Genomic DNA, 19,116 nt, shown 5'->3' with positions numbered 1-19,116 from the left:
TCTGAAGGCCTCGTTTGCTGCGGTGACCGCACTGGTGGTGATCGCGGTTGTCGCAGCCGGATGGTTCGGCTTCGGGTGGGCGCGAGCGCTCTTCGTGGACAAGCCGATCGCCGACGCACGCGATTCCGCGTTGACGGGCGCCCAGCAGGCCGCGATCAACCTCAACTCGGTCGATTCCGCGGACCTCGACGGATCGTTCGAGAATATGAAGTCGTCGATCACGGGCGACAAGATGAACCAGGACCTCCAGGCGACGATGGACGGGTTCACCGACCAGATGCGTCAATCGGGTGCGGCGAGCAAGGCCGAACTGATCCAGGGCACCCTCACGGAACTGAACACGGACGACGGCACCGCGAAGGCTCTGGTCGTCGTGGCCGTCACCACCACCTGGCCGGACCGCTTCGACAAGGCCAAGGTGACGATGCGGATGGACGTCCAGGACGTGGACGGGGTCTGGAAGGCCTCGTCGGTCGAACCGGTGGGCGGTCGTATCCCGCTCGAGAGCGGTCCGGTGCCCGCCGCCGGCGCGGCCCCCGCCCCGGCCCCCACCGAACCGGCTCCCGCCGAGCAGGCGCCGGCCGAACAGGCACCTGCTCCCGAGGGCGACGGCAGCGGCCAGTAGTCCTGATGTGCCGCGGCGACGCGTCGCCGCGGTGTCCACGTCGACGACAGCTCGTCGTGCAATGAGAAAGTGGTGAACTATGCCCCCCAAGCGCCGAAACAACGTGCCGGACAGCGCTGCAAAGGGCAGGCGTCCGCGCGTAGCGGGGACCCGTCAGACAACGTCGAAGCCTCCCCGATCGGACACCCCGGTCGACAAGACGGAACCGGTGACAAAGCCGGACACGGTGAAGAAGCCGGATCTGGTGAAGAAGGTGGAACCGGCCGAGAAGGCCGAGACGACCGCGGTGGCGGCCTCTACCACCGCCACCGAGACGGCGAAGGCCGCGCAGGCGGGCAAGGCGAAGGTTGCCAATCTTCAGCCGCGCATGAGCAAGCAGCAGGCGCCCGCCGTCGCCGCGACCGCGACCGACACCGACGGTGGGACCGGCCGCATCACCTGGAAGCTCGTCGGGATCCTCGGAGCGGTGGCGGTGGGGCTCGGTGTGTTCGCGGCCGTCGCGGCGATCACACCCGGGGCGGACATCTCGAACACGGCGTGGGTCGATGCGGGCGCGACCGCCGAGGTGACGAAGGCGGGCACCGAGGCGATCGAGACGCTGTACACCTACAGCTACGAGACGATCGATCAGGACTTCGACAAGGCGCGCGGCTACCTCGACGACGCCAAGCGGGAAGAGTTCGACTCGACCGCCGACACCACCAAGCAGGCTGCCATCCAGACCAAGACGGCCACCCAGGCGTCCGTCACCGACATCGGGGTCACGGTGCTCGACGGCGACCGCGCCGAACTCCTCGCGCACATGAACGTCAGCGCCACCGGTGACGCCGTCGCTCAGGGCAGTGCCGCCACCCCGCTGTCGATCAAGATGGAGAAGATCGACGGCAAATGGGTGCTGTCCGACATCTCCGACAGCGAGGGCTGATCGACACCCGGAAGGGGTTGAACCGGAACGGAATTCGAGTGCGCAGCGGGCGGGACGCCTGAATTCGGTTCTCCGGCGGAGTGAATCGATTCCCCGGACCGGATCGTGTTCAGGATTGTATGGGGATCCCTTGCTGTGGTGACGGTTTCGATCCCGCGGTCGATCCGGGGTTGGCCGGCTTCCGGGCCAGGAATCTCGGCGCCCACCAGTTGGCCTCGCCCATCAACTTCACCAGCGCGGGCACCAGCATCATGCGGATGACGGTGGCGTCGATGACGAGCGCGACGATCATCCCGAGACCGATGAACCGCATCATCGTCAGTTCCGAGAGTGTGAACGCTCCGGTGACGACGATCAGCAGCGCGGCGGCCGCCGTCACGATGCGCCCGGTGTGCGCCGTGCCGATCCGCACGGCCTCCTCCGTCGACGCGCCCGCGTCGTGGGCCTCGACCATCCGCGACATCAGGAAGATCTCGTAGTCGGTGGAGAGCCCGAACACCACCGCGATGATGAGGACCACCATCGTCGCGGGCAGCGGCCCCGGCGTCACCCCGAGGAACTCGGCCCCGTGACCGTCCTCGAAGATCCACGTGAGCACACCGAACGAGGCGGCGAGGCTGAGGGTGGCCATCGCGATCGCCTTCAGGGGTAGCACCACGGACCGGAACGCGAGCAGCATCAGCACGAAGGTGACGGCCACCATGATCCCGATCATCCACGGCAACCGGGCGCCCATCGCGTCCAGTCCGTCGGCGGTGAGGGCGTTCAACCCGCCCAGCATCTTCTCGGTGCCGTCCGGGGTGGGGAGGGTGCGCAGGGCGGCGGCCGTCGCCATCGCCCCCGCGGTCCGGTCCGCGTCGTCGAAGACGGCCCGGATGGCGACGAACGTGTCGGTGGCGCCGACCGGGACCACCCGCTGGACGCCGTCGACCGCGGCCGTCGCTGCGAAGAACTCTGCCGTGGCGGCCGGCGGCGGCGCCTTGCCGTCGCTGCCCTGCAGCACGAGCGTCGCCCCGTTGTTGGCGAGCGGAAAATCGGCGGCGAGATCGTCGACGGCGACCCGCAGCGGGTGCCCCACCGGCAGTCCCGTGTGATCGAGATCGCCGAGCGACGCGCCTGTCAGGGGCGCGGCGAGCACGAGCAGCGCCGCGACGATCGCCGTCGCGATCGGGACGGGCCGCTGCATCACCCGCGCGGCGACGCCGCCCCAGAATCGGTGCGCCCGGTCCTCGCCGCGCTCGACCACTCCCCGTCGCCAGGTCAGCGAGTTGATGCGGGGCCCGAGCAGCGCGAGGGCGGCGGGCAGCGCCGACAGCGTCAGCACCGCGGCGATCGCGATGGCCGCCATCCCGCCGTAGGCGAACGACCGGACGATCGCCTGGGGAAACACCAGCATGCCCACGAAACCGCACACCAGCAGGAGCGCGGAGAACCCCACGGTCCGGCCCGCGGTGGCGAGCGTCCGGCGGACGGCGTCGTCGGTGCCGGCGCCGGACCGCAGCTCCTCACGGAACCGGGTCACCACGAACAGTCCGTAGTCGATCGACATGCCCAGCCCGACGAGGCTGGCGATGTTCACCGAGAATGCGCTGACCTCGGTGAAGTACGAGATCACCCGCAGGGCGCCGAGGGCGCCGAGGATCGCGAGACCGCCGACGCACAGCGGTACCGCCGCGCCGACGAGGCCACCGAAGATGACGAGCAGCAGGAGCAGCAGGATCGGGAACGACACCGCCTCGGCCCGCAGCAGGTCGCTCTCGGACACCTCGTTGAACGCGTTGGCGGCGGCGCTGAAACCGCTGAACTCGGCGGCCGTGCCGTCGATGACCAGCAGCGGCCGGAGGTCGTGGTAGGCGGAGATCCGGGTGTTCTCGTCGCCGCTCAGCGACAGCACCACGAGTCCCTCGGTACCGTCCGTGGACCGCAGGAACTCCTTCGCCTGCGGCGGCGCGGACCAGTACGACAGGGGAGTGCCGGCGAGCACGCCGGGGTCGATCCGCGCGAGGTGGGCGGACACTTCGGGGCCGAGGTCGTCGATCGTCGAACCCGGACGGGCGTGGTAGGTCACCGCCAGGTCGGGGGTCTGCCTGCCGAACGCCCACTCGATCAGTCGCTCGACACGCGCGGACTCGCTGCCCGGGTCGGTGTACCCGCCGAGGCTCAGCCGGTCGAACACCCCCGAACCCCACGCTCCGCCGAGCAGCACCAGCAGCACGGTGGCGGCGAGAACCAGCTTCGGTCGGGCGACGACGAACGAACTCCAGCGCGTCACGGCTCTGCTTCCCTCGAGAAATCGACGGCGATCGCGTGCGCATATTGTTCACCGCCCGCCGACGGCTGGAAAGGGGCGCCGGGAACGGGCCGCGGGCCTCGCGAAACGACACGACACGCCCTCAGACTCTTGACGCCGCGATGATCACGCGTCACTCTGATGCGTGAACATGCGCAGTGACGCGTGGCCGAGCGCCCGGCTGGGTGCTGTTTCGGGTGCCCGACTCGACATCTACTGAGTTTGGGTGTACTTTTGGACGTTGCGCTGGCTGCCTCCTGTCCACCTCTCGTCCGTACCGCTGCGAAGTGATTCACTCTTCAGCAACTGTGACGAGTTTCGTTCGGGTTGTGACCAGCGAAATTCGAAGCAGATACAGCGGCGGTCGCAACAGCAAGAGCGGCCCGCGTGAGGTGCTGGAAGGACGCATCTTGGCAGTCTCTAGCCAGACCAAGGCAGTTTCCGGAATCCCCGGAGCCCCGAAGAGGGTTTCGTTCGCAAAGATTCGCGAACCCCTCGAAGTTCCCGGGCTTCTTGATCTACAAACCGATTCGTTCGAGTGGTTGATCGGTGCGCAGAGCTGGCGCGAACGCGCCGCCGCTCGTGGCGACAGCGCAATCTCCGGCGGTCTCGAGGACATTCTCGCGGAGCTTTCCCCGATCGAGGATTTCTCGGGCTCGATGTCTCTGTCCTTCTCGGACCCGCGCTTCGACGAGGTGAAGGCCTCGACGGACGAGTGCAAAGACAAGGACATGACCTACGCGGCGCCTTTGTTCGTCACCGCGGAGTTCATCAACAACAACACCGGTGAGATCAAGAGCCAGACGGTCTTCATGGGCGACTTCCCGATGATGACCGACAAGGGCACGTTCATCATCAACGGCACCGAGCGTGTCGTGGTCTCGCAGCTGGTGCGTTCCCCCGGCGTCTACTTCGACCACTCCGTCGACAAGGGCACCGAGAAGGACCTGCACAGCGTCAAGGTCATCCCGGGCCGTGGTGCATGGCTCGAGTTCGACGTGGACAAGCGCGACACGGTCGGCGTCCGCATCGACCGCAAGCGCCGCCAGCCCGTCACCGTGCTGCTGAAGGCCCTCGGCTGGACCACCGAGCAGATCGCCGAGCGCTTCGGCTTCTCGGAGATCCTCATGGCGACCCTCGAGAAGGACAACACCGCAGGCACCGACGAGGCGCTGCTCGACATCTACCGCAAGCTGCGTCCGGGCGAGCCGCCGACCAAGGAGAGCGCCCAGACGCTCCTGGAGAACCTGTTCTTCAAGGACAAGCGCTACGACCTGGCTCGCGTGGGCCGCTACAAGATCAACAAGAAGCTGGGCCTGAACACCGGGCAGCCGATCGTCGCGTCGACCCTCACCGAGGAAGACATCGTCGCCACCATCGAGTACCTGGTGCGCCTGCACGCCGGTGACACCGAGATGACCGCCCCCGGCGGCGTCGCGGTGCCCGTCGAGGTCGACGACATCGACCACTTCGGCAACCGTCGTCTGCGCACGGTCGGTGAGCTCATCCAGAACCAGATCCGCGTGGGCCTGTCCCGCATGGAGCGCGTGGTCCGTGAGCGCATGACCACCCAGGACGTCGAGGCGATCACGCCGCAGACGCTGATCAACATCCGGCCCGTCGTGGCTGCGATCAAGGAGTTCTTCGGAACGTCCCAGCTGTCGCAGTTCATGGACCAGAACAACCCGCTGTCGGGGCTGACGCACAAGCGTCGTCTGTCCGCCCTCGGCCCGGGTGGTCTGTCCCGTGAACGTGCCGGCCTCGAGGTGCGAGACGTTCACCCGTCGCACTACGGCCGCATGTGCCCGATCGAGACCCCGGAAGGTCCGAACATCGGTCTGATCGGTTCGCTGTCGGTGTACGCACGGGTCAACCCGTTCGGATTCATCGAGACGCCGTACCGCAAGGTCGAGGGCGGCCAGGTCACCGACCAGGTCGACTACCTGACCGCGGACGAAGAGGACCGCCACGTCGTCGCGCAGGCCAACTCTGCTGTCGACGCCAACGGTCACTTCACCGACGATCGCATTCTGGTCCGTCGTAAGGGCGGCGAGGTCGAGTTCGTCTCGTCCGCCGAGATCGACTACATGGACGTCTCGCCGCGGCAGATGGTGTCCGTCGCCACCGCGATGATCCCGTTCCTCGAGCACGACGACGCCAACCGTGCCCTGATGGGCGCGAACATGCAGCGTCAGGCGGTGCCGCTCGTTCGCAGCGAGGCCCCGCTGGTCGGCACCGGCATGGAGTTGCGTGCCGCCGTCGACGCGGGCGACGTCATCGTCACCGAGAAGACCGGTGTCGTCGAAGAGGTCTCCGCCGACTACGTCACGGTCATGGCCGACGACGGCAGCCGCAAGACGTACCGGATGCGCAAGTTCGCGCGTTCCAACCAGGGCACCTGCGCCAACCAGCGTCCGATCGTGGACGAGGGACAGCGTGTCGAGTCCGGACAGGTCCTCGCCGACGGCCCCTGCACCGAGAACGGTGAGATGGCGCTCGGCAAGAACCTGCTCGTCGCGATCATGCCGTGGGAAGGCCACAACTACGAGGACGCGATCATCCTGTCGCAGCGCCTCGTGGAAGAGGACGTCCTCACCTCGATCCACATCGAGGAGCACGAGATCGATGCCCGCGACACCAAGCTCGGTGCCGAGGAGATCACTCGCGACATCCCGAACGTCTCCGACGAGGTCCTCGCCGATCTCGACGAGCGCGGCATCATCCGTATCGGTGCCGAGGTTCGTGACGGCGACGTGCTGGTCGGAAAGGTCACGCCGAAGGGCGAGACCGAGCTGACCCCGGAGGAGCGCCTGCTGCGCGCCATCTTCGGTGAGAAGGCCCGCGAGGTTCGCGACACGTCGCTGAAGGTTCCCCACGGTGAGACCGGCAAGGTCATCGGCATCCGCGTGTTCTCGCGCGACGACGACGACGATCTGCCCCCCGGTGTCAACGAGCTGGTCCGCGTCTACGTGGCACAGAAGCGCAAGATCCAGGACGGCGACAAGCTCGCCGGCCGCCACGGCAACAAGGGCGTCATCGGCAAGATCCTCCCGCAGGAGGACATGCCGTTCCTGCCCGACGGCACGCCGATCGACATCATCCTGAACACCCACGGTGTTCCGCGTCGTATGAACATCGGTCAGATCTTGGAGACCCACCTCGGGTGGATCGGCAAGACCGGCTGGAACGTTCAGATCGCCGGCGACGGCTCCCGGCCCGATTGGGCGGAGCAGTTGCCGGAGGAGATGCTGTCGGCACCTTCCGACTCCAACATCGCCACCCCCGTGTTCGACGGCGCCAAGGAAGACGAGCTCACCGGTCTCCTCGGTTCGACGCTGCCGAACCGCGACGGCGAGGTCATGGTCGCGTCCGACGGAAAGGCCACGTTGTTCGACGGCCGTTCCGGCGAGCCGTTCCCGTACCCGGTCTCGGTCGGCTACATGTACATCATCAAGCTGCACCACCTGGTCGACGACAAGATCCACGCTCGGTCGACCGGTCCGTACTCGATGATCACCCAGCAGCCGCTCGGCGGTAAGGCCCAGTTCGGTGGCCAGCGCTTCGGTGAGATGGAGTGCTGGGCGATGCAGGCCTACGGCGCGGCATACACGCTGCAGGAACTGCTCACCATCAAGTCCGACGACGTGGTGGGTCGAGTCAAGGTGTACGAGGCCATCGTCAAGGGCGAGAACATCCCCGAGCCGGGTATCCCCGAGTCGTTCAAGGTGCTCTTGAAGGAGCTCCAGTCGCTCTGCCTCAACGTGGAGGTGCTGTCCTCGGACGGCGCGGCCATCGCGATGGCGGACGGCGACGACGAGGACCTGGAGCGGGCCGCAGCGAACCTGGGCATCAACCTGTCCCGGAACGAGGCGGCGACGGTCGACGACCTCGCGAACTAGTTTTCGGTCCCCGGGTCACGGAAATCCGTGGCCCGGGGGCGTAGTTCACATTTGAATTGGCAGTCAGGAATCGGCGGGTGACCGTTGATCCACAATCCCTCTGGGGAAAGGAAGTTACGTGCTCGACGTCAACTTCTTCGATGAACTCCGCATTGGCCTCGCCAGTGCAGAGGACATCCGCAATTGGTCCTACGGCGAGGTCAAGAAGCCGGAGACCATCAACTACCGCACGCTCAAGCCCGAGAAGGACGGCCTCTTCTGCGAGAAGATCTTCGGCCCCACCCGGGACTGGGAGTGCTACTGCGGCAAGTACAAGCGTGTCCGCTTCAAGGGCATCATCTGTGAACGCTGCGGCGTCGAGGTGACCCGCGCCAAGGTTCGCCGTGAGCGCATGGGTCACATCGAACTGGCTGCCCCGGTCACCCACATCTGGTACTTCAAGGGCGTGCCCAGCCGTCTCGGCTACCTGCTCGACCTGGCGCCGAAGGATCTCGAGAAGATCATCTACTTCGCCGCGTACGTCATCGTCGGTGTCGACGAGGAACTGCGTCACAACGAGCTGTCCACGCTCGAAGCCGAGATGCAGGTCGAGAAGAAGACCGTCGCCGATCAGCGCGACGCCGACCTCGAGGCCCGCGCTCAGAAGCTCGAAGCCGACATCGCCGAGCTGGAGGCGGAGGGCGCCAAGTCCGACGTCCGCCGCAAGGTCAAGGACGGCGGCGAGCGCGAGATGCGTCAGCTCCGTGACCGCGCGCAGCGCGAGCTGGATCGTCTCGACGAGATCTGGACCACGTTCACCAAGCTCAGCGTCAAGCAGCTCATCGTCGACGAACTGCTGTACCGCGAGCTCGTCGATCGCTACGGCGAGTACTTCACGGGCGCCATGGGTGCCGAGTCGATCCAGAAGCTCATGGAGAGCTTCGACATCGACGCCGAGGCCGAGAACCTCCGCGAGACCATCCGCAGCGGCAAGGGGCAGAAGAAGCTCCGCGCGCTGAAGCGTCTCAAGGTCGTCGCTGCCTTCCAGGCCAACCAGAACTCGCCCATGGGCATGGTTCTCAACGCCGTCCCGGTGATCCCGCCGGAGCTGCGTCCGATGGTTCAGCTCGACGGTGGCCGCTTCGCCACCTCCGACCTGAACGACCTGTACCGCCGCGTCATCAACCGCAACAACCGCCTCAAGCGACTGATCGACCTCGGTGCCCCCGAGATCATCGTCAACAACGAGAAGCGGATGCTGCAGGAGTCCGTGGACGCGCTGTTCGACAACGGCCGTCGCGGCCGCCCCGTCACGGGTCCCGGTAACCGCCCGCTGAAGTCCCTGAGCGACCTGCTCAAGGGCAAGCAGGGTCGTTTCCGTCAGAACCTGCTCGGTAAGCGCGTCGACTACTCGGGTCGTTCCGTCATCGTCGTCGGCCCGCAGCTCAAGCTGCACCAGTGCGGGCTGCCGAAGCTGATGGCTCTCGAGCTGTTCAAGCCGTTCGTGATGAAGCGCCTGGTCGACCTGAACCACGCGCAGAACATCAAGTCCGCCAAGCGCATGGTGGAACGTCAGCGCGCGCAGGTGTGGGACGTCCTCGAAGAGGTCATCGCCGAGCACCCCGTGCTGCTGAACCGTGCACCGACGCTGCACCGTCTGGGCATCCAGGCCTTCGAGCCGCAGCTGGTCGAGGGCAAGGCCATTCAGCTCCACCCGCTGGTGTGTGAGGCCTTCAACGCCGACTTCGACGGTGACCAGATGGCCGTGCACCTTCCGCTGTCCGCGGAGGCGCAGGCCGAGGCACGCATCCTGATGCTGTCGTCGAACAACATCCTGTCGCCCGCGTCGGGTCGACCGCTCGCCATGCCCCGTCTGGACATGGTCACCGGTCTGTACCACCTGACCCGGTTGGACGAGGGTGCCACCGGCGAGCTCGCGGCGTCGACCGGTGACGAGGCGGAGCAGGGCGTGTACTCCTCGCCCGCCGAGGCTCAGATGGCCGTCGATCGCGGTGCGCTGGTCGTGCAGGCGAAGATCAAGGTGCGGCTCACGCAGCAGCGCCCGCCCCGTGACATCGAAGCGGACCTGTTCCCCGAGGGCTGGAACTACGGTGACGGCTGGACGGCGGAGACGACGCTGGGTCGCGTGCTCTTCAACGAGCTGCTCCCCGCGGACTACCCGTTCGTCAACGAGCAGATGCCGAAGAAGCGTCAGGCGACGATCATCAACGATCTCGCCGAGCGTTACCCCATGATCGTGGTCGCGCAGACCGTCGACAAGCTGAAGGACGCCGGCTTCTACTGGGCCACGCGTTCGGGTGTCACGGTCTCGATCTCCGACGTCCTCGTGCCGCCGGAGAAGGCTCAGATCATGGAGTCCTTCGAGGCTCAGGCCGATCAGATCGAGAAGAAGTACCAGCGTGGTGCTCTGAACAAGACCGAGCGCAACAGCGCCCTGGTCAAGATCTGGTCCGAGGCCACCGACGAGGTCGGTAAGGCCATGGAGGCGCACTTCCCCGACGACAACCCGATCCCGATGATCGTGAAGTCCGGCGCCGCCGGCAACATGACTCAGGTTCGCTCGCTCGCCGGCATGAAGGGTCTGGTGACCAACCCGAAGGGTGAGTTCATCCCGCGTCCGATCAAGTCTTCCTTCAAGGAAGGCCTGACCGTTCTCGAGTACTTCATCAACACGCACGGTGCCCGTAAGGGTCTGGCCGACACCGCGCTCCGCACCGCCGACTCGGGTTACCTGACCCGTCGTCTGGTGGACGTCTCGCAGGACGTCATCGTCCGCGAGGTCGACTGTGGAACCGAGCGCGGCATCGTCACCACGATCGCCGAGAAGCAGGCCGACGGATCGATGATCCGCGACGCCCACGTGGAGACGAGCACGTACGCCCGCACCCTGGCCGCCGACGCGGTCGACGAGAACGGCAACGTCATCGTCGAGCGTGGACACGACCTGGGCGACCCGGCCATCGACGCGCTGCTCGAGGCAGGCATCACGCAGGTCAAGGTCCGTTCGGTGCTCACCTGCACCACCGGCACCGGCGTCTGCGCCACCTGCTACGGCCGCTCCATGGCCACCGGCAAGCTCGTCGACATCGGTGAGGCCGTCGGTATCGTCGCCGCACAGTCCATCGGTGAGCCCGGTACTCAGCTGACCATGCGTACGTTCCACCAGGGTGGTGTCGCCGGAGACGACATCACCGGTGGTCTGCCGCGTGTTCAGGAGCTGTTCGAGGCCCGCGTCCCCAAGGGCAAGGCCCCGATCGCCGACGTCAGCGGCCGTGTGCAGCTCGAGGACGGCGACCGCTTCTACAAGATCACCATCGTCCCGGACGACGGTGGCGAAGAGGTTGTCTACGACAAGCTCTCGAAGCGTCAGCGTCTGCGTGTCTTCAAGCACGACGACGGCACCGAACGCCTTCTGGCCGACGGTGACCACGTCGAGGTCGGTCAGCAGCTCATGGAAGGTGCTGCCGATCCGCACGAGGTGCTGCGTGTCATGGGCCCCCGTCAGGTGCAGATCCACCTCGTCAACGAGGTCCAGGAGGTGTACCGGAGCCAGGGTGTGTCGATCCACGACAAGCACATCGAGGTCATCGTGCGTCAGATGCTGCGTCGCGTCACGATCATCGACTCGGGTGCGACGGAGTTCCTGCCCGGTTCGCTGACCGAGCGTGCCGACTTCGAGGCGGCCAACCGCCGGGTCGTCGCCGAGGGTGGCGAGCCGGCAGCTGGACGTCCGGTGCTGATGGGTATCACCAAGGCATCGCTGGCGACCGACTCGTGGCTGTCCGCGGCGTCGTTCCAGGAGACCACTCGCGTGCTGACCGATGCGGCGATCAACTGCCGCAGCGACAAGCTGATCGGTCTGAAGGAAAACGTGATCATCGGAAAGCTGATCCCTGCCGGTACCGGTATCAACCGTTACCGCAACATCCAGGTTCAGCCGACCGAAGAGGCCCGCGCTGCTGCGTACGCGGTTCCGTCGTACGACGACCAGTACTACAGCCCGGACGGCTTCGGCCAGAACACCGGTGCCGCGGTGCCGCTGGACGATTACGGTTTCAGCAACGATTACCGGTAGGCGCTCCGCGCCCGTGAGTGGTTGACGAGTCCCCGGACTCGCCGAGCACTCACCAACGGACGAAGGCCCCACCCCTCTCTCTTCGGGGGTGGGGCCTTCATCCGTTTCCACTGCCGACACCCGTGTCGAGCCTTGTCGGCGGATGTTCGCCGTTGCTAGCGTCGAATGATGGCCCGGTCGAGGTTCGCCGTCGCGCTCGCACTCGCCGCCGTCGTGGGAGTCGCGACCTCCTGCACGGCCTCGGACACCCAGCAGAGCGAGGCGACGTCGTCCGCGGCGCCGGCCTCGTCCGATACCCCCACGGTGATCACTCCGGTGGTCGCGGACGTGGTGGCCGCACCGATCCCCGTGACAGGCAGTGACGGCCGCGTGCACCTCGCCTACGAACTGCGGTTGACGAACACCGGTTCGCAGCCGGCGACGATCACGTCGCTGCAGGTGAAAGGTGACGGCCGCACGCTGGTGGACCTGAGCGGTGATGCGCTGACACCGTGGTTCCAGGCGCTCGGCGGCGGTCCGAAGGCAGGCAACGTCCTCGCCCCCGGACAGCAGGGGCTGGTGTGGATCGACGCGACCCTCGACAGTCCCGACGACGTGCCGCGCAGCCTCGACCACGTCGTGAATGTCGACTTCCCGCAGGCGACGTCGCTCGTGCCGAAGCAACTCGCCGAGAACGTCGCGGACACGGACGTCGACACCCGCGAGGCCGTCCGGATCCGGTCGCCGCTCGACGGTCCGCGGTGGCTCGACGGCACCGGCTGCTGCACGGTCACCTCGCACCGCGCCGCCGTGCTGCCGATCAACGGCCGGATGCTGGCGGCCGAGCGATTCGCCATCGATTTCGTTCAGCTCGACGAGCAGGGTCGCATCTACACCGGCGACCAGAAGCAGCTGTCGAGCTACGAGTACTACGGCGCGCCGGTCCGCGCCGTGTCGGACGGCGAGATCATCGCCGTCGTCGGCAATCTGTCCGAACAGGTTCCGGGGGCCAGTCCGCAGGGACTGCCGCTCGACCAGTACGGCGGAAACCACGTCGTGCAGGCGATCGGGGACGGTCGATTCGCGTTCTACGCGCACCTGCAGCCCGGCAGCGTGGACAACATCAGCGTCGGCCAGAACCTGCGGGCGGGCGAGCAGATCGGGTTGCTCGGCAACAGCGGAAACACCGACGCGCCGCACCTGCACTTCCATGTGATGGACGGGCCGGACTTCCTGGCGTCGAACGGCATTCCGTTCGAGTTCGAGAACTTCGACCTCGACGGCCGGGTGACGGGGGAGAGTCTCGAGGCCGCCGCGACCGCCGGCGCCCCGGTGGTCGACGAAGCGGGGGCGCAGACCGGATCGCGTTCCGATGAAATGCCGCTGTACCTCGATGTCGTGACGTTCCCGGGCAGCTAGCCGTCGAGCGGCGCCGGAGCACCAGCCGGCACTCGCCCCGTGACGACTATCCTCGACATCACCTGTCCGATATGCGTGGTTCGCTGAACGGAGACGAGATGTCCGAGAAGAAGATCGATCGCGTGAAGGCCGAGTCGGCACTCGAAGTCGTGCGGGAGAGCCCCACGATCGCACTCATCACCGTCGCGCCGGCGCTGGTCGTCTTCGGCGTGGTCTGGTGGCTGTTCGGATTCTGGTCCGCGCTGGTGCTGGTCCTGATCCTCGGTGTCGTCGCCGTCGTCGGCCGGAAGCTGTTCTGAGGCCGTTACCGCGGAACGTGGAACGTGGCGAGGGACGCCGCGCTCGACGTGAGTTCGTCCCACTCGCACGGCACCGTGAGGACGGCGAGCGCGGACGTCGGGAACTTCTCCCGCATCAGGTTGGCGTCCCCGGTGTCGGGATTGCCCGCCAGATCCAGCGCCGTGGACGGCATCCCGGGGGCGTGCCCGACCACCAGCAGGGTGCGCACCGACGGCTCGATCCGCACGATTTCCGTCAGCACCTCCGACGGGTACGCGCCGTAGAGTTCCTCGGCGAACCGGGCGGGAGCGCCGACCCGGGTCGCCTCCAGCGTTTCCCGGGTCCGCCGCGACGTCGAGCACAGCACCGCGTCGATCGGCGGCTGAGTGGACCGCAGCCACTCGCCGGCCAGCCCCGCCTGCGTGCGCCCGCGCGGCGCCAGCGGCCGCTCGTGATCCGCGACCCCCTCCGGGTACGCCGACTTGCCGTGGCGCATGAGGATCAGCGTGCGGTTCCGCGACGGGCTGTGCGAGGCCATGGTGAGACGTTAGCTCCCCCCGCCTGATCAGGGGGTGAGCGGCCCGACGTGGGCCACCGCCCGCAGCGCGTCGTCGACCAGGAACCACACGGTCAGCGACGTGTCGTCCCGGCGCCTGCGCAGGACGATCCTGTCGGTCGACACGATGGGCGCGAGGTATTCGAGCACCGCGCGGTGAGGATTGTCGACCAGTCGGCCGCCGCCGGGATGCTCGTGGTCGGCGAGCAGTTCCTCGACCGCCTGCCAGTAGACGGCGTTGTTGACGTGGTCGAAGGGGTCGATGTCGGTGCGGCGCAGGACGAACTCGCTGTCCTCGATCCCGTCCTCGTCGGCGGCGGGGGCATTCTCGACGAGCCACCGCTTCCACTTCAGCCGGTGTTCCTCGGCGGACTCCCCGAGGCGTTCGATGAACCCGTCGTCGATGCGGGTGGGCATGCCCGTTTCCCCGCTGATGTGGATCCAGAACCCTTCGGTCTCGATCAGCGCGCCGGCCTCACCCTGGATCTGCACCCGCATGTTCGTCCAGCGGGTCGACAGTGCCGAGCACCAGCGCCGGAGGTGCACGCGTTCGGGCCACACGGCGGGCCGCAGGACGTCGATGACGGTGCGCCGGACGATCCACAGGGGGTGGCTGTCGGCGGCGTCGACCGCGTCGAGGTTGTCCAGACCGGCATCCTGCAGGTAGCGCGCGATGCCGTCGAGGCGGAGTCGTTTGGCGGCGTCGATGTCGCCGGTGCGGACCGGCCAGGACGTCTCGAAGAAGCGGCCGCGTGAGGGCGGGGCGGCGAGGGGTCGGTCGAGTGCCAAGGTGCGGTTCCTTCGCTCGTGGACGGGGCCCTGATTCTTCCATCCGGCGCCGGTGCTTGTTTGCGGACGCGATTCTCAGTACAGTTCATATAACTGTTACTACGTGTAACATAAACGAGTTCGACGGTCCGGACAGGTGTGAGGAAACCGCAATGGCATATGTCATCACCCAGGCGTGCTGCAACGACGCGAGCTGCGTCTCCGCATGCCCCGTGAACTGCATCCATCCGACGCCGGAGGAACGGGAATTCGCGCAGACCGAGATGCTGCACATCGACCCGGAAACCTGCATCGACTGCGGGGCCTGCGTCGATGCCTGTCCGGTCGACGCGATCTTCCCCGAAGACAAGCTCCTCGGCTCGCTCACCCGCTACAAGGACATCAACGCCGAGTACTACACGACCAACCCCATGCCGACCGGGTGGATCCCGCTCACACCCGCGACCCCGCCGCGGCGCGACCTGGGCACGCTGCGGGTCGCGGTCGTCGGCGCCGGTCCGGCCGCCTGCTACGCCGCGGGTGAACTGCTCGAACGTTCGGACGTCGAGGTCGAGATGTTCGAGAAGCTGCCGACCCCGTGGGGACTCGTCCGCGCCGGCGTCGCCCCCGACCATCCCGGCACCAAAGAGGTGACCCGGATGTTCGAATGGAGTCTCGACCGGCCGAACTTCGAGTTCCACCTCAACGTCGAGGTCGGCAAACACGTCACCCACGACGAGCTGCTGGAGAATCACCACGCCGTCATCTACGCCGTCGGGGCGTCGAGCGACCGGCGGCTGGGAATCCCGGGTGAGGATCTCCCCGGCGTGCACGCCGCCACGGAGTTCGTGGCCTGGTACAACGGCCACCCGGACTACGCGGGGCGTACGTTCGACCTGTCCGCGACGCGCGCGGTGATCGTCGGCAACGGCAACGTCGCGCTCGACGTGGCCCGCATCCTCACGATGAACGTCGAGGAGCTGGAGCGGACGGACATCGCCGATCACGCCCTCGCCGCGCTGCGGCGCAGCAACATCGAGGAGGTCGTGCTCCTCGGCCGGCGTGGACCGGCTCAGGCCGCGTACAGCAACCCGGAGTTCCTGGCGCTCGGCGACCTCGAGAACGTGGACCTCGTCATCGATGACGCCGACCTCGACCTCGACCCGGCCAGCGCGGCGCTGCTGGACGATCCGGCGACCGCGATGAAGGTCCGGCTGGCGCGGGAGTTCGCGCAGCGCGCGCCCCGCCCCGGTCACAAACGCATCGTGTTCCGCTACCTGACGTCGCCGATCGAGGTCACCGGCACCGGCAAGGCCGAGGCCCTGCGTTACGGGCGCAACGAACTGGTGGTCGACGAATCCGGCGCGCTGTCCGCCCGGGCCCGCGGTGAGGAGGGTTCGCTGGAGACCTCGCTCGTGCTGCGCTCCATCGGGTATCGCGGCAATCCCGTCGGCGGCGTCGCCTTCGACGACAGGCGCGGCGTGATCCCCAACGAGCACGGGCGGGTCACCGACCGGGTGTACGTCACCGGGTGGATCAAGCGCGGTCCCAGCGGGGTCATCGGCACCAACAAGGCGTGCGCCAAGGAGACCGTGTCCTCGCTGCTCGCGGATTTCGAGTCCGGCAAACTCCTCGGCACGGTCGGGACCCGCAAAGACGTGAAGAAGCTCGTCGAGCGGCGCCAGCCGGAACAGATCGGCTTCGCCGGCTGGCGCGCCATCGACAAGGCGGAGACATCGCGCGCGGCGGGATCGGCCCGGCCGCGCGTGAAGATGACCGACACGGTCGAGATGGTGACCGTCGCCCGTAGACGGAAGCGGCTGTTCGCTCGATGACGCCTCCCGTCACCCCTGCGCGTCTAGTGTTTCGAGCATGCGCGCAGTGGTGGTGACGGCGCTGACGGGCCCGAAGTCCCTGGTGTCGTGGTGTCGGCGGAAGCGGATTCGATCCGGGATGCCGGGTGCCGGCGGCGACGCATTCGATGAGGCCGTCCGGGTGCTGGCCCAGGCCGGCCTCGTGCTGGACAATGCGGTGCTCGTCCAGGACTGAACCCGCAGGTCGTGGTCGCTGCCGGGGACTGTGATACCTGACACCATTTATTCGGTTGCGCCTTAGTTGCTCTTGGGCAATAGTTGCATGAGCGCTAGCATTCGAGGGTGCCCGACAATTCTCCTGATCTTCTCTTCGAACTACTCAACGACTTCTTCACCCAGCTGTTGAGTGCGGGGGAGTCGGAGTCGATGGACAACCTCATCGAGCTGGACCTCACGTTTTCGCAGGTGCGCATGCTCTTCGCGCTGGCTCAGCACGGTGAGCCGCTTCCGATCAACGAAGTGGCCGAGCGGTTGCGGCTCTCGGTTGCCGCGGCGGGTCGAAACGTCGATCAGCTCGTGAAGCTGGGTCTCGTGGTCCGCCGGGAGGACGAGCGGGATCGGCGGGTCAAACGGGTCTCCCTGTCGGAGGCCGGGCATAAGGTCGCCAACCAGCACATCGAATGCAAGCGTGATCAGTTGCGACGGTTCGCATGGCGGGTTCCGGAGAGCGAGCGGACTCGGCTGATCGAGGCACTACGACCGATCCTCGCGGGGGAGTCCCTGCGAGAACTCAACCAGGAGATATTCGGATGACATCGCCGACCGCCGCGAACGCGGCGCCCGACAAGCTCGACGGCACGGTCCTCAAGATCGCGTCCGTGGTGGTGCTCGGTGCCATCATGTCGATCCTCGACGTGACCGTCGTCAGCGTCGCGCTGCCGACGTTCGCCACCGAGTTCGACACCTCGTACGCCACCGTCGCGTGGACGATGACCGCGTACACCCTCGCCCTGGCGACCGTCATCCCCGTCACCGGGTGGGCGGCCGACCGCTTCGGCACCAAACGCCTCTACATGACGGCCCTCGTGCTGTTCGTGCTCGGCTCGGTGCTGTGTAGTTTCGCGTGGGACATCACGTCGCTCATCGGCTTCCGCGTCCTGCAGGGGCTCGGCGGCGGCATGTTGATGCCGCTCGGCATGACGATCATGACGAAGGCGGCGGGCCCCGACCGCGTCGGCCGGGTCATGGCCGTTCTCGGTATCCCCATGCTGCTCGGCCCCATCGGTGGCCCGATCCTCGGCGGCTGGCTGATCGAGGCGGCGAGCTGGCACTGGATCTTCCTGATCAACCTGCCCATCGGCATCATCGCCCTGGCCGCCGCGTTCATCATCCTGCCGTCCGACCAGGCCTCGCCGTCCGAGTCCTTCGACTTTCTCGGCATGCTGCTGCTGTCGCCGGGTCTGGCGCTGTTCCTGTTCGGTGTGTCGTCCATCCCGGAGGTGGGCACCGTCGCCTCGGCCCGCGTGCTGGCTCCCGGTGTGATCGGCCTGGTCCTGATCGTCGCATTCATCTTCCACGCGCTGCGCAAGGACCACCCGCTCATCGACCTGCACCTGTTCAAGAACCGGCAGCTGTCGGTCGCGGTCATCACGACTTCGCTGTTCATCGTCGCGTTCATGGGTGCCGGTCTGCTGTTCCCGAGCTACTTCATCCAGGTCGGCGGGCACACCACGCTCGCGGCCGGCCTGCTGATGGCTCCGCAGGGTATCGGCGCGATGCTGACGATGCCGGTGGCCGGACGACTCGTCGACAAGATGGGCCCCGGCAAGATCGTGCTGACGGGTCTGCCGCTGATCCTCATCGGCCTGGGCGTCTTCACACAGGTGGCGGCGGATTCGCCGACCTGGCTGCTGATGGGTGCGCTGTTCGTGATGGGCATGGGCATGGGCTGCACCATGATGCCGCTGATGACCGCGGCGATCGTGACACTGTCGAACGAGCAGGTCGCGCGCGGTTCCACGCTGATGAACATCGTCCAGCAGACCGCGGGTTCGATCGGTACCGCCGTCATGTCGGTGGTCCTCACCAACCAGTTGCTCGATCGCGGTCTCGACAGTCAGACGGTCGCGATGCAGCACGTGCCCGAGGTCGCCGCACAGGAGCCTCCCGGAATGGTGGACCAGGTGCTGAGCCAGGCCGCCGACGCGTTCGGCAACACGTTCCTGGTCGCCACCGTGCTGATCGCGTTGACGCTCATCCCGGCGTTCATGCTGCCGCGGAAGAAGTCGGTCAACCCGCATCTCGAGGCCGAGGGTGCCCCGACGGTCATGATGCACTGATCGGGCTCGTCCCGAGCGAACGTCGCCGAGGGGGGGAAGAGCAACCGACTTTCCTCCCTCCGCCGCTTCCTGAACAGGACGAAGTGAGTTGGGGTTTTCACCAATTCCCTCAACCACCCCGAGCCCTTCCCCGAGAGGAAACACCCCT

13 protein-coding genes are annotated in these 19,116 nt (G+C 66.9%); 10 read left to right on the top strand and 3 right to left on the bottom strand.

Annotated elements, in window-relative coordinates:
- The first annotated feature begins 22 nt into the window (after positions 1-22).
- Both ACFU5V_RS17280 and ACFU5V_RS17275 read left to right on the top strand, forming a co-directional pair.
- Complete coding sequence (locus tag ACFU5V_RS17280; RefSeq protein ID WP_378439907.1) at positions 23-625, top strand: hypothetical protein; 603 nt, start codon at positions 23-25, stop codon at positions 623-625.
- Between the two features lie 79 nt (positions 626-704).
- On the top strand, positions 705-1,550 hold the full coding sequence (locus tag ACFU5V_RS17275; protein WP_378700852.1) for a hypothetical protein: 846 nt from the start codon (positions 705-707) through the stop codon (positions 1,548-1,550).
- Between the two features lie 109 nt (positions 1,551-1,659).
- On the opposite strand, the gene ACFU5V_RS17270 is transcribed toward ACFU5V_RS17275, so the two are convergent.
- The gene (locus tag ACFU5V_RS17270; RefSeq protein ID WP_378700850.1) at positions 1,660-3,822 is read right to left on the bottom strand and encodes an MMPL family transporter; all 2,163 of its coding nucleotides are present in this window, start codon (positions 3,820-3,822) and stop codon (positions 1,660-1,662) included.
- Positions 3,823-4,232: 410 nt separating this feature from the next.
- Here ACFU5V_RS17270 and ACFU5V_RS17265 point away from each other — a divergent pair, with 410 nt between their 5' ends.
- The 4 genes from ACFU5V_RS17265 to ACFU5V_RS17250 all read left to right on the top strand — a co-directional run bounded on the left by ACFU5V_RS17265 (position 4,233) and on the right by ACFU5V_RS17250 (position 13,511).
- A complete protein-coding gene (locus tag ACFU5V_RS17265) occupies positions 4,233-7,739 on the top strand; it encodes a DNA-directed RNA polymerase subunit beta (protein WP_012688855.1) in 3,507 nt (1,168 codons plus the stop codon).
- A gap of 118 nt (positions 7,740-7,857) precedes the next feature.
- Complete coding sequence (locus ACFU5V_RS17260) at positions 7,858-11,814, top strand: DNA-directed RNA polymerase subunit beta' (RefSeq protein ID WP_276136186.1); 3,957 nt, start codon at positions 7,858-7,860, stop codon at positions 11,812-11,814.
- A 165-nt stretch (positions 11,815-11,979) separates the two neighbouring features.
- Positions 11,980-13,212: a M23 family metallopeptidase gene (locus ACFU5V_RS17255; protein WP_378700848.1), complete on the top strand. Its 1,233-nt coding sequence runs from the start codon at positions 11,980-11,982 to the stop codon at positions 13,210-13,212.
- Between the two features lie 98 nt (positions 13,213-13,310).
- Positions 13,311-13,511: a hypothetical protein gene (locus tag ACFU5V_RS17250; RefSeq protein ID WP_043826362.1), complete on the top strand. Its 201-nt coding sequence runs from the start codon at positions 13,311-13,313 to the stop codon at positions 13,509-13,511.
- A gap of 5 nt (positions 13,512-13,516) precedes the next feature.
- Here ACFU5V_RS17250 and ACFU5V_RS17245 read toward each other — a convergent pair whose 3' ends face one another.
- The gene (locus ACFU5V_RS17245) at positions 13,517-14,029 is read right to left on the bottom strand and encodes a SixA phosphatase family protein (protein ID WP_378436036.1); all 513 of its coding nucleotides are present in this window, start codon (positions 14,027-14,029) and stop codon (positions 13,517-13,519) included.
- 27 nt (positions 14,030-14,056) lie between these two features.
- Positions 14,057-14,836 carry an acyl-[acyl-carrier-protein] thioesterase gene (locus ACFU5V_RS17240; RefSeq protein WP_378436038.1) on the bottom strand — a complete coding sequence of 260 codons (780 nt, stop codon included), beginning with the start codon at positions 14,834-14,836 and terminating at the stop codon, positions 14,057-14,059.
- A 152-nt stretch (positions 14,837-14,988) separates the two neighbouring features.
- Between ACFU5V_RS17240 and ACFU5V_RS17235 the strand changes: the two genes are divergently transcribed.
- The 4 genes from ACFU5V_RS17235 to ACFU5V_RS17220 all read left to right on the top strand — a co-directional run bounded on the left by ACFU5V_RS17235 (position 14,989) and on the right by ACFU5V_RS17220 (position 18,968).
- Entirely contained in the window at positions 14,989-16,650 is a 1,662-nt protein-coding gene (locus ACFU5V_RS17235; protein WP_378700846.1) for an FAD-dependent oxidoreductase, read from the top strand.
- 37 nt (positions 16,651-16,687) lie between these two features.
- The gene (locus tag ACFU5V_RS17230) at positions 16,688-16,864 is read left to right on the top strand and encodes a hypothetical protein (protein WP_378700844.1); all 177 of its coding nucleotides are present in this window, start codon (positions 16,688-16,690) and stop codon (positions 16,862-16,864) included.
- Positions 16,865-16,971: 107 nt separating this feature from the next.
- The gene (locus ACFU5V_RS17225) at positions 16,972-17,442 is read left to right on the top strand and encodes a MarR family winged helix-turn-helix transcriptional regulator (RefSeq protein ID WP_378436044.1); all 471 of its coding nucleotides are present in this window, start codon (positions 16,972-16,974) and stop codon (positions 17,440-17,442) included.
- Positions 17,439-18,968: a DHA2 family efflux MFS transporter permease subunit gene (locus ACFU5V_RS17220; protein ID WP_378700842.1), complete on the top strand. Its 1,530-nt coding sequence runs from the start codon at positions 17,439-17,441 to the stop codon at positions 18,966-18,968. The genes ACFU5V_RS17225 and ACFU5V_RS17220 overlap by 4 nt, the downstream gene beginning before the upstream one ends.
- The last annotated feature ends 148 nt before the right edge of the window (positions 18,969-19,116 follow it).

The organism is Rhodococcus sp. NPDC057529, assembly GCF_042802055.1.
Taxonomy (GTDB): Bacteria; Actinomycetota; Actinomycetes; order Mycobacteriales; family Mycobacteriaceae; genus Rhodococcus_F.
Note: the sequence above shows the minus strand (reverse complement) of the source record. Positions and strands in the feature narration are given on the sequence as shown.

Coding starts and splice junctions, on each gene's coding strand:
- ACFU5V_RS17275 (WP_378700852.1), top strand. CDS start 705: ATGCCCCCCAAGCGCCGAAACAACGTGCCGGACAGCGCTGCAAAGGGC.
- ACFU5V_RS17255 (WP_378700848.1), top strand. CDS start 11,980: ATGATGGCCCGGTCGAGGTTCGCCGTCGCGCTCGCACTCGCCGCCGTC.
- ACFU5V_RS17250 (WP_043826362.1), top strand. CDS start 13,311: ATGTCCGAGAAGAAGATCGATCGCGTGAAGGCCGAGTCGGCACTCGAA.
- ACFU5V_RS17245 (WP_378436036.1), bottom strand. CDS start 14,029: ATGGCCTCGCACAGCCCGTCGCGGAACCGCACGCTGATCCTCATGCGC.
- ACFU5V_RS17235 (WP_378700846.1), top strand. CDS start 14,989: ATGGCATATGTCATCACCCAGGCGTGCTGCAACGACGCGAGCTGCGTC.
- ACFU5V_RS17230 (WP_378700844.1), top strand. CDS start 16,688: ATGCGCGCAGTGGTGGTGACGGCGCTGACGGGCCCGAAGTCCCTGGTG.
- ACFU5V_RS17220 (WP_378700842.1), top strand. CDS start 17,439: ATGACATCGCCGACCGCCGCGAACGCGGCGCCCGACAAGCTCGACGGC.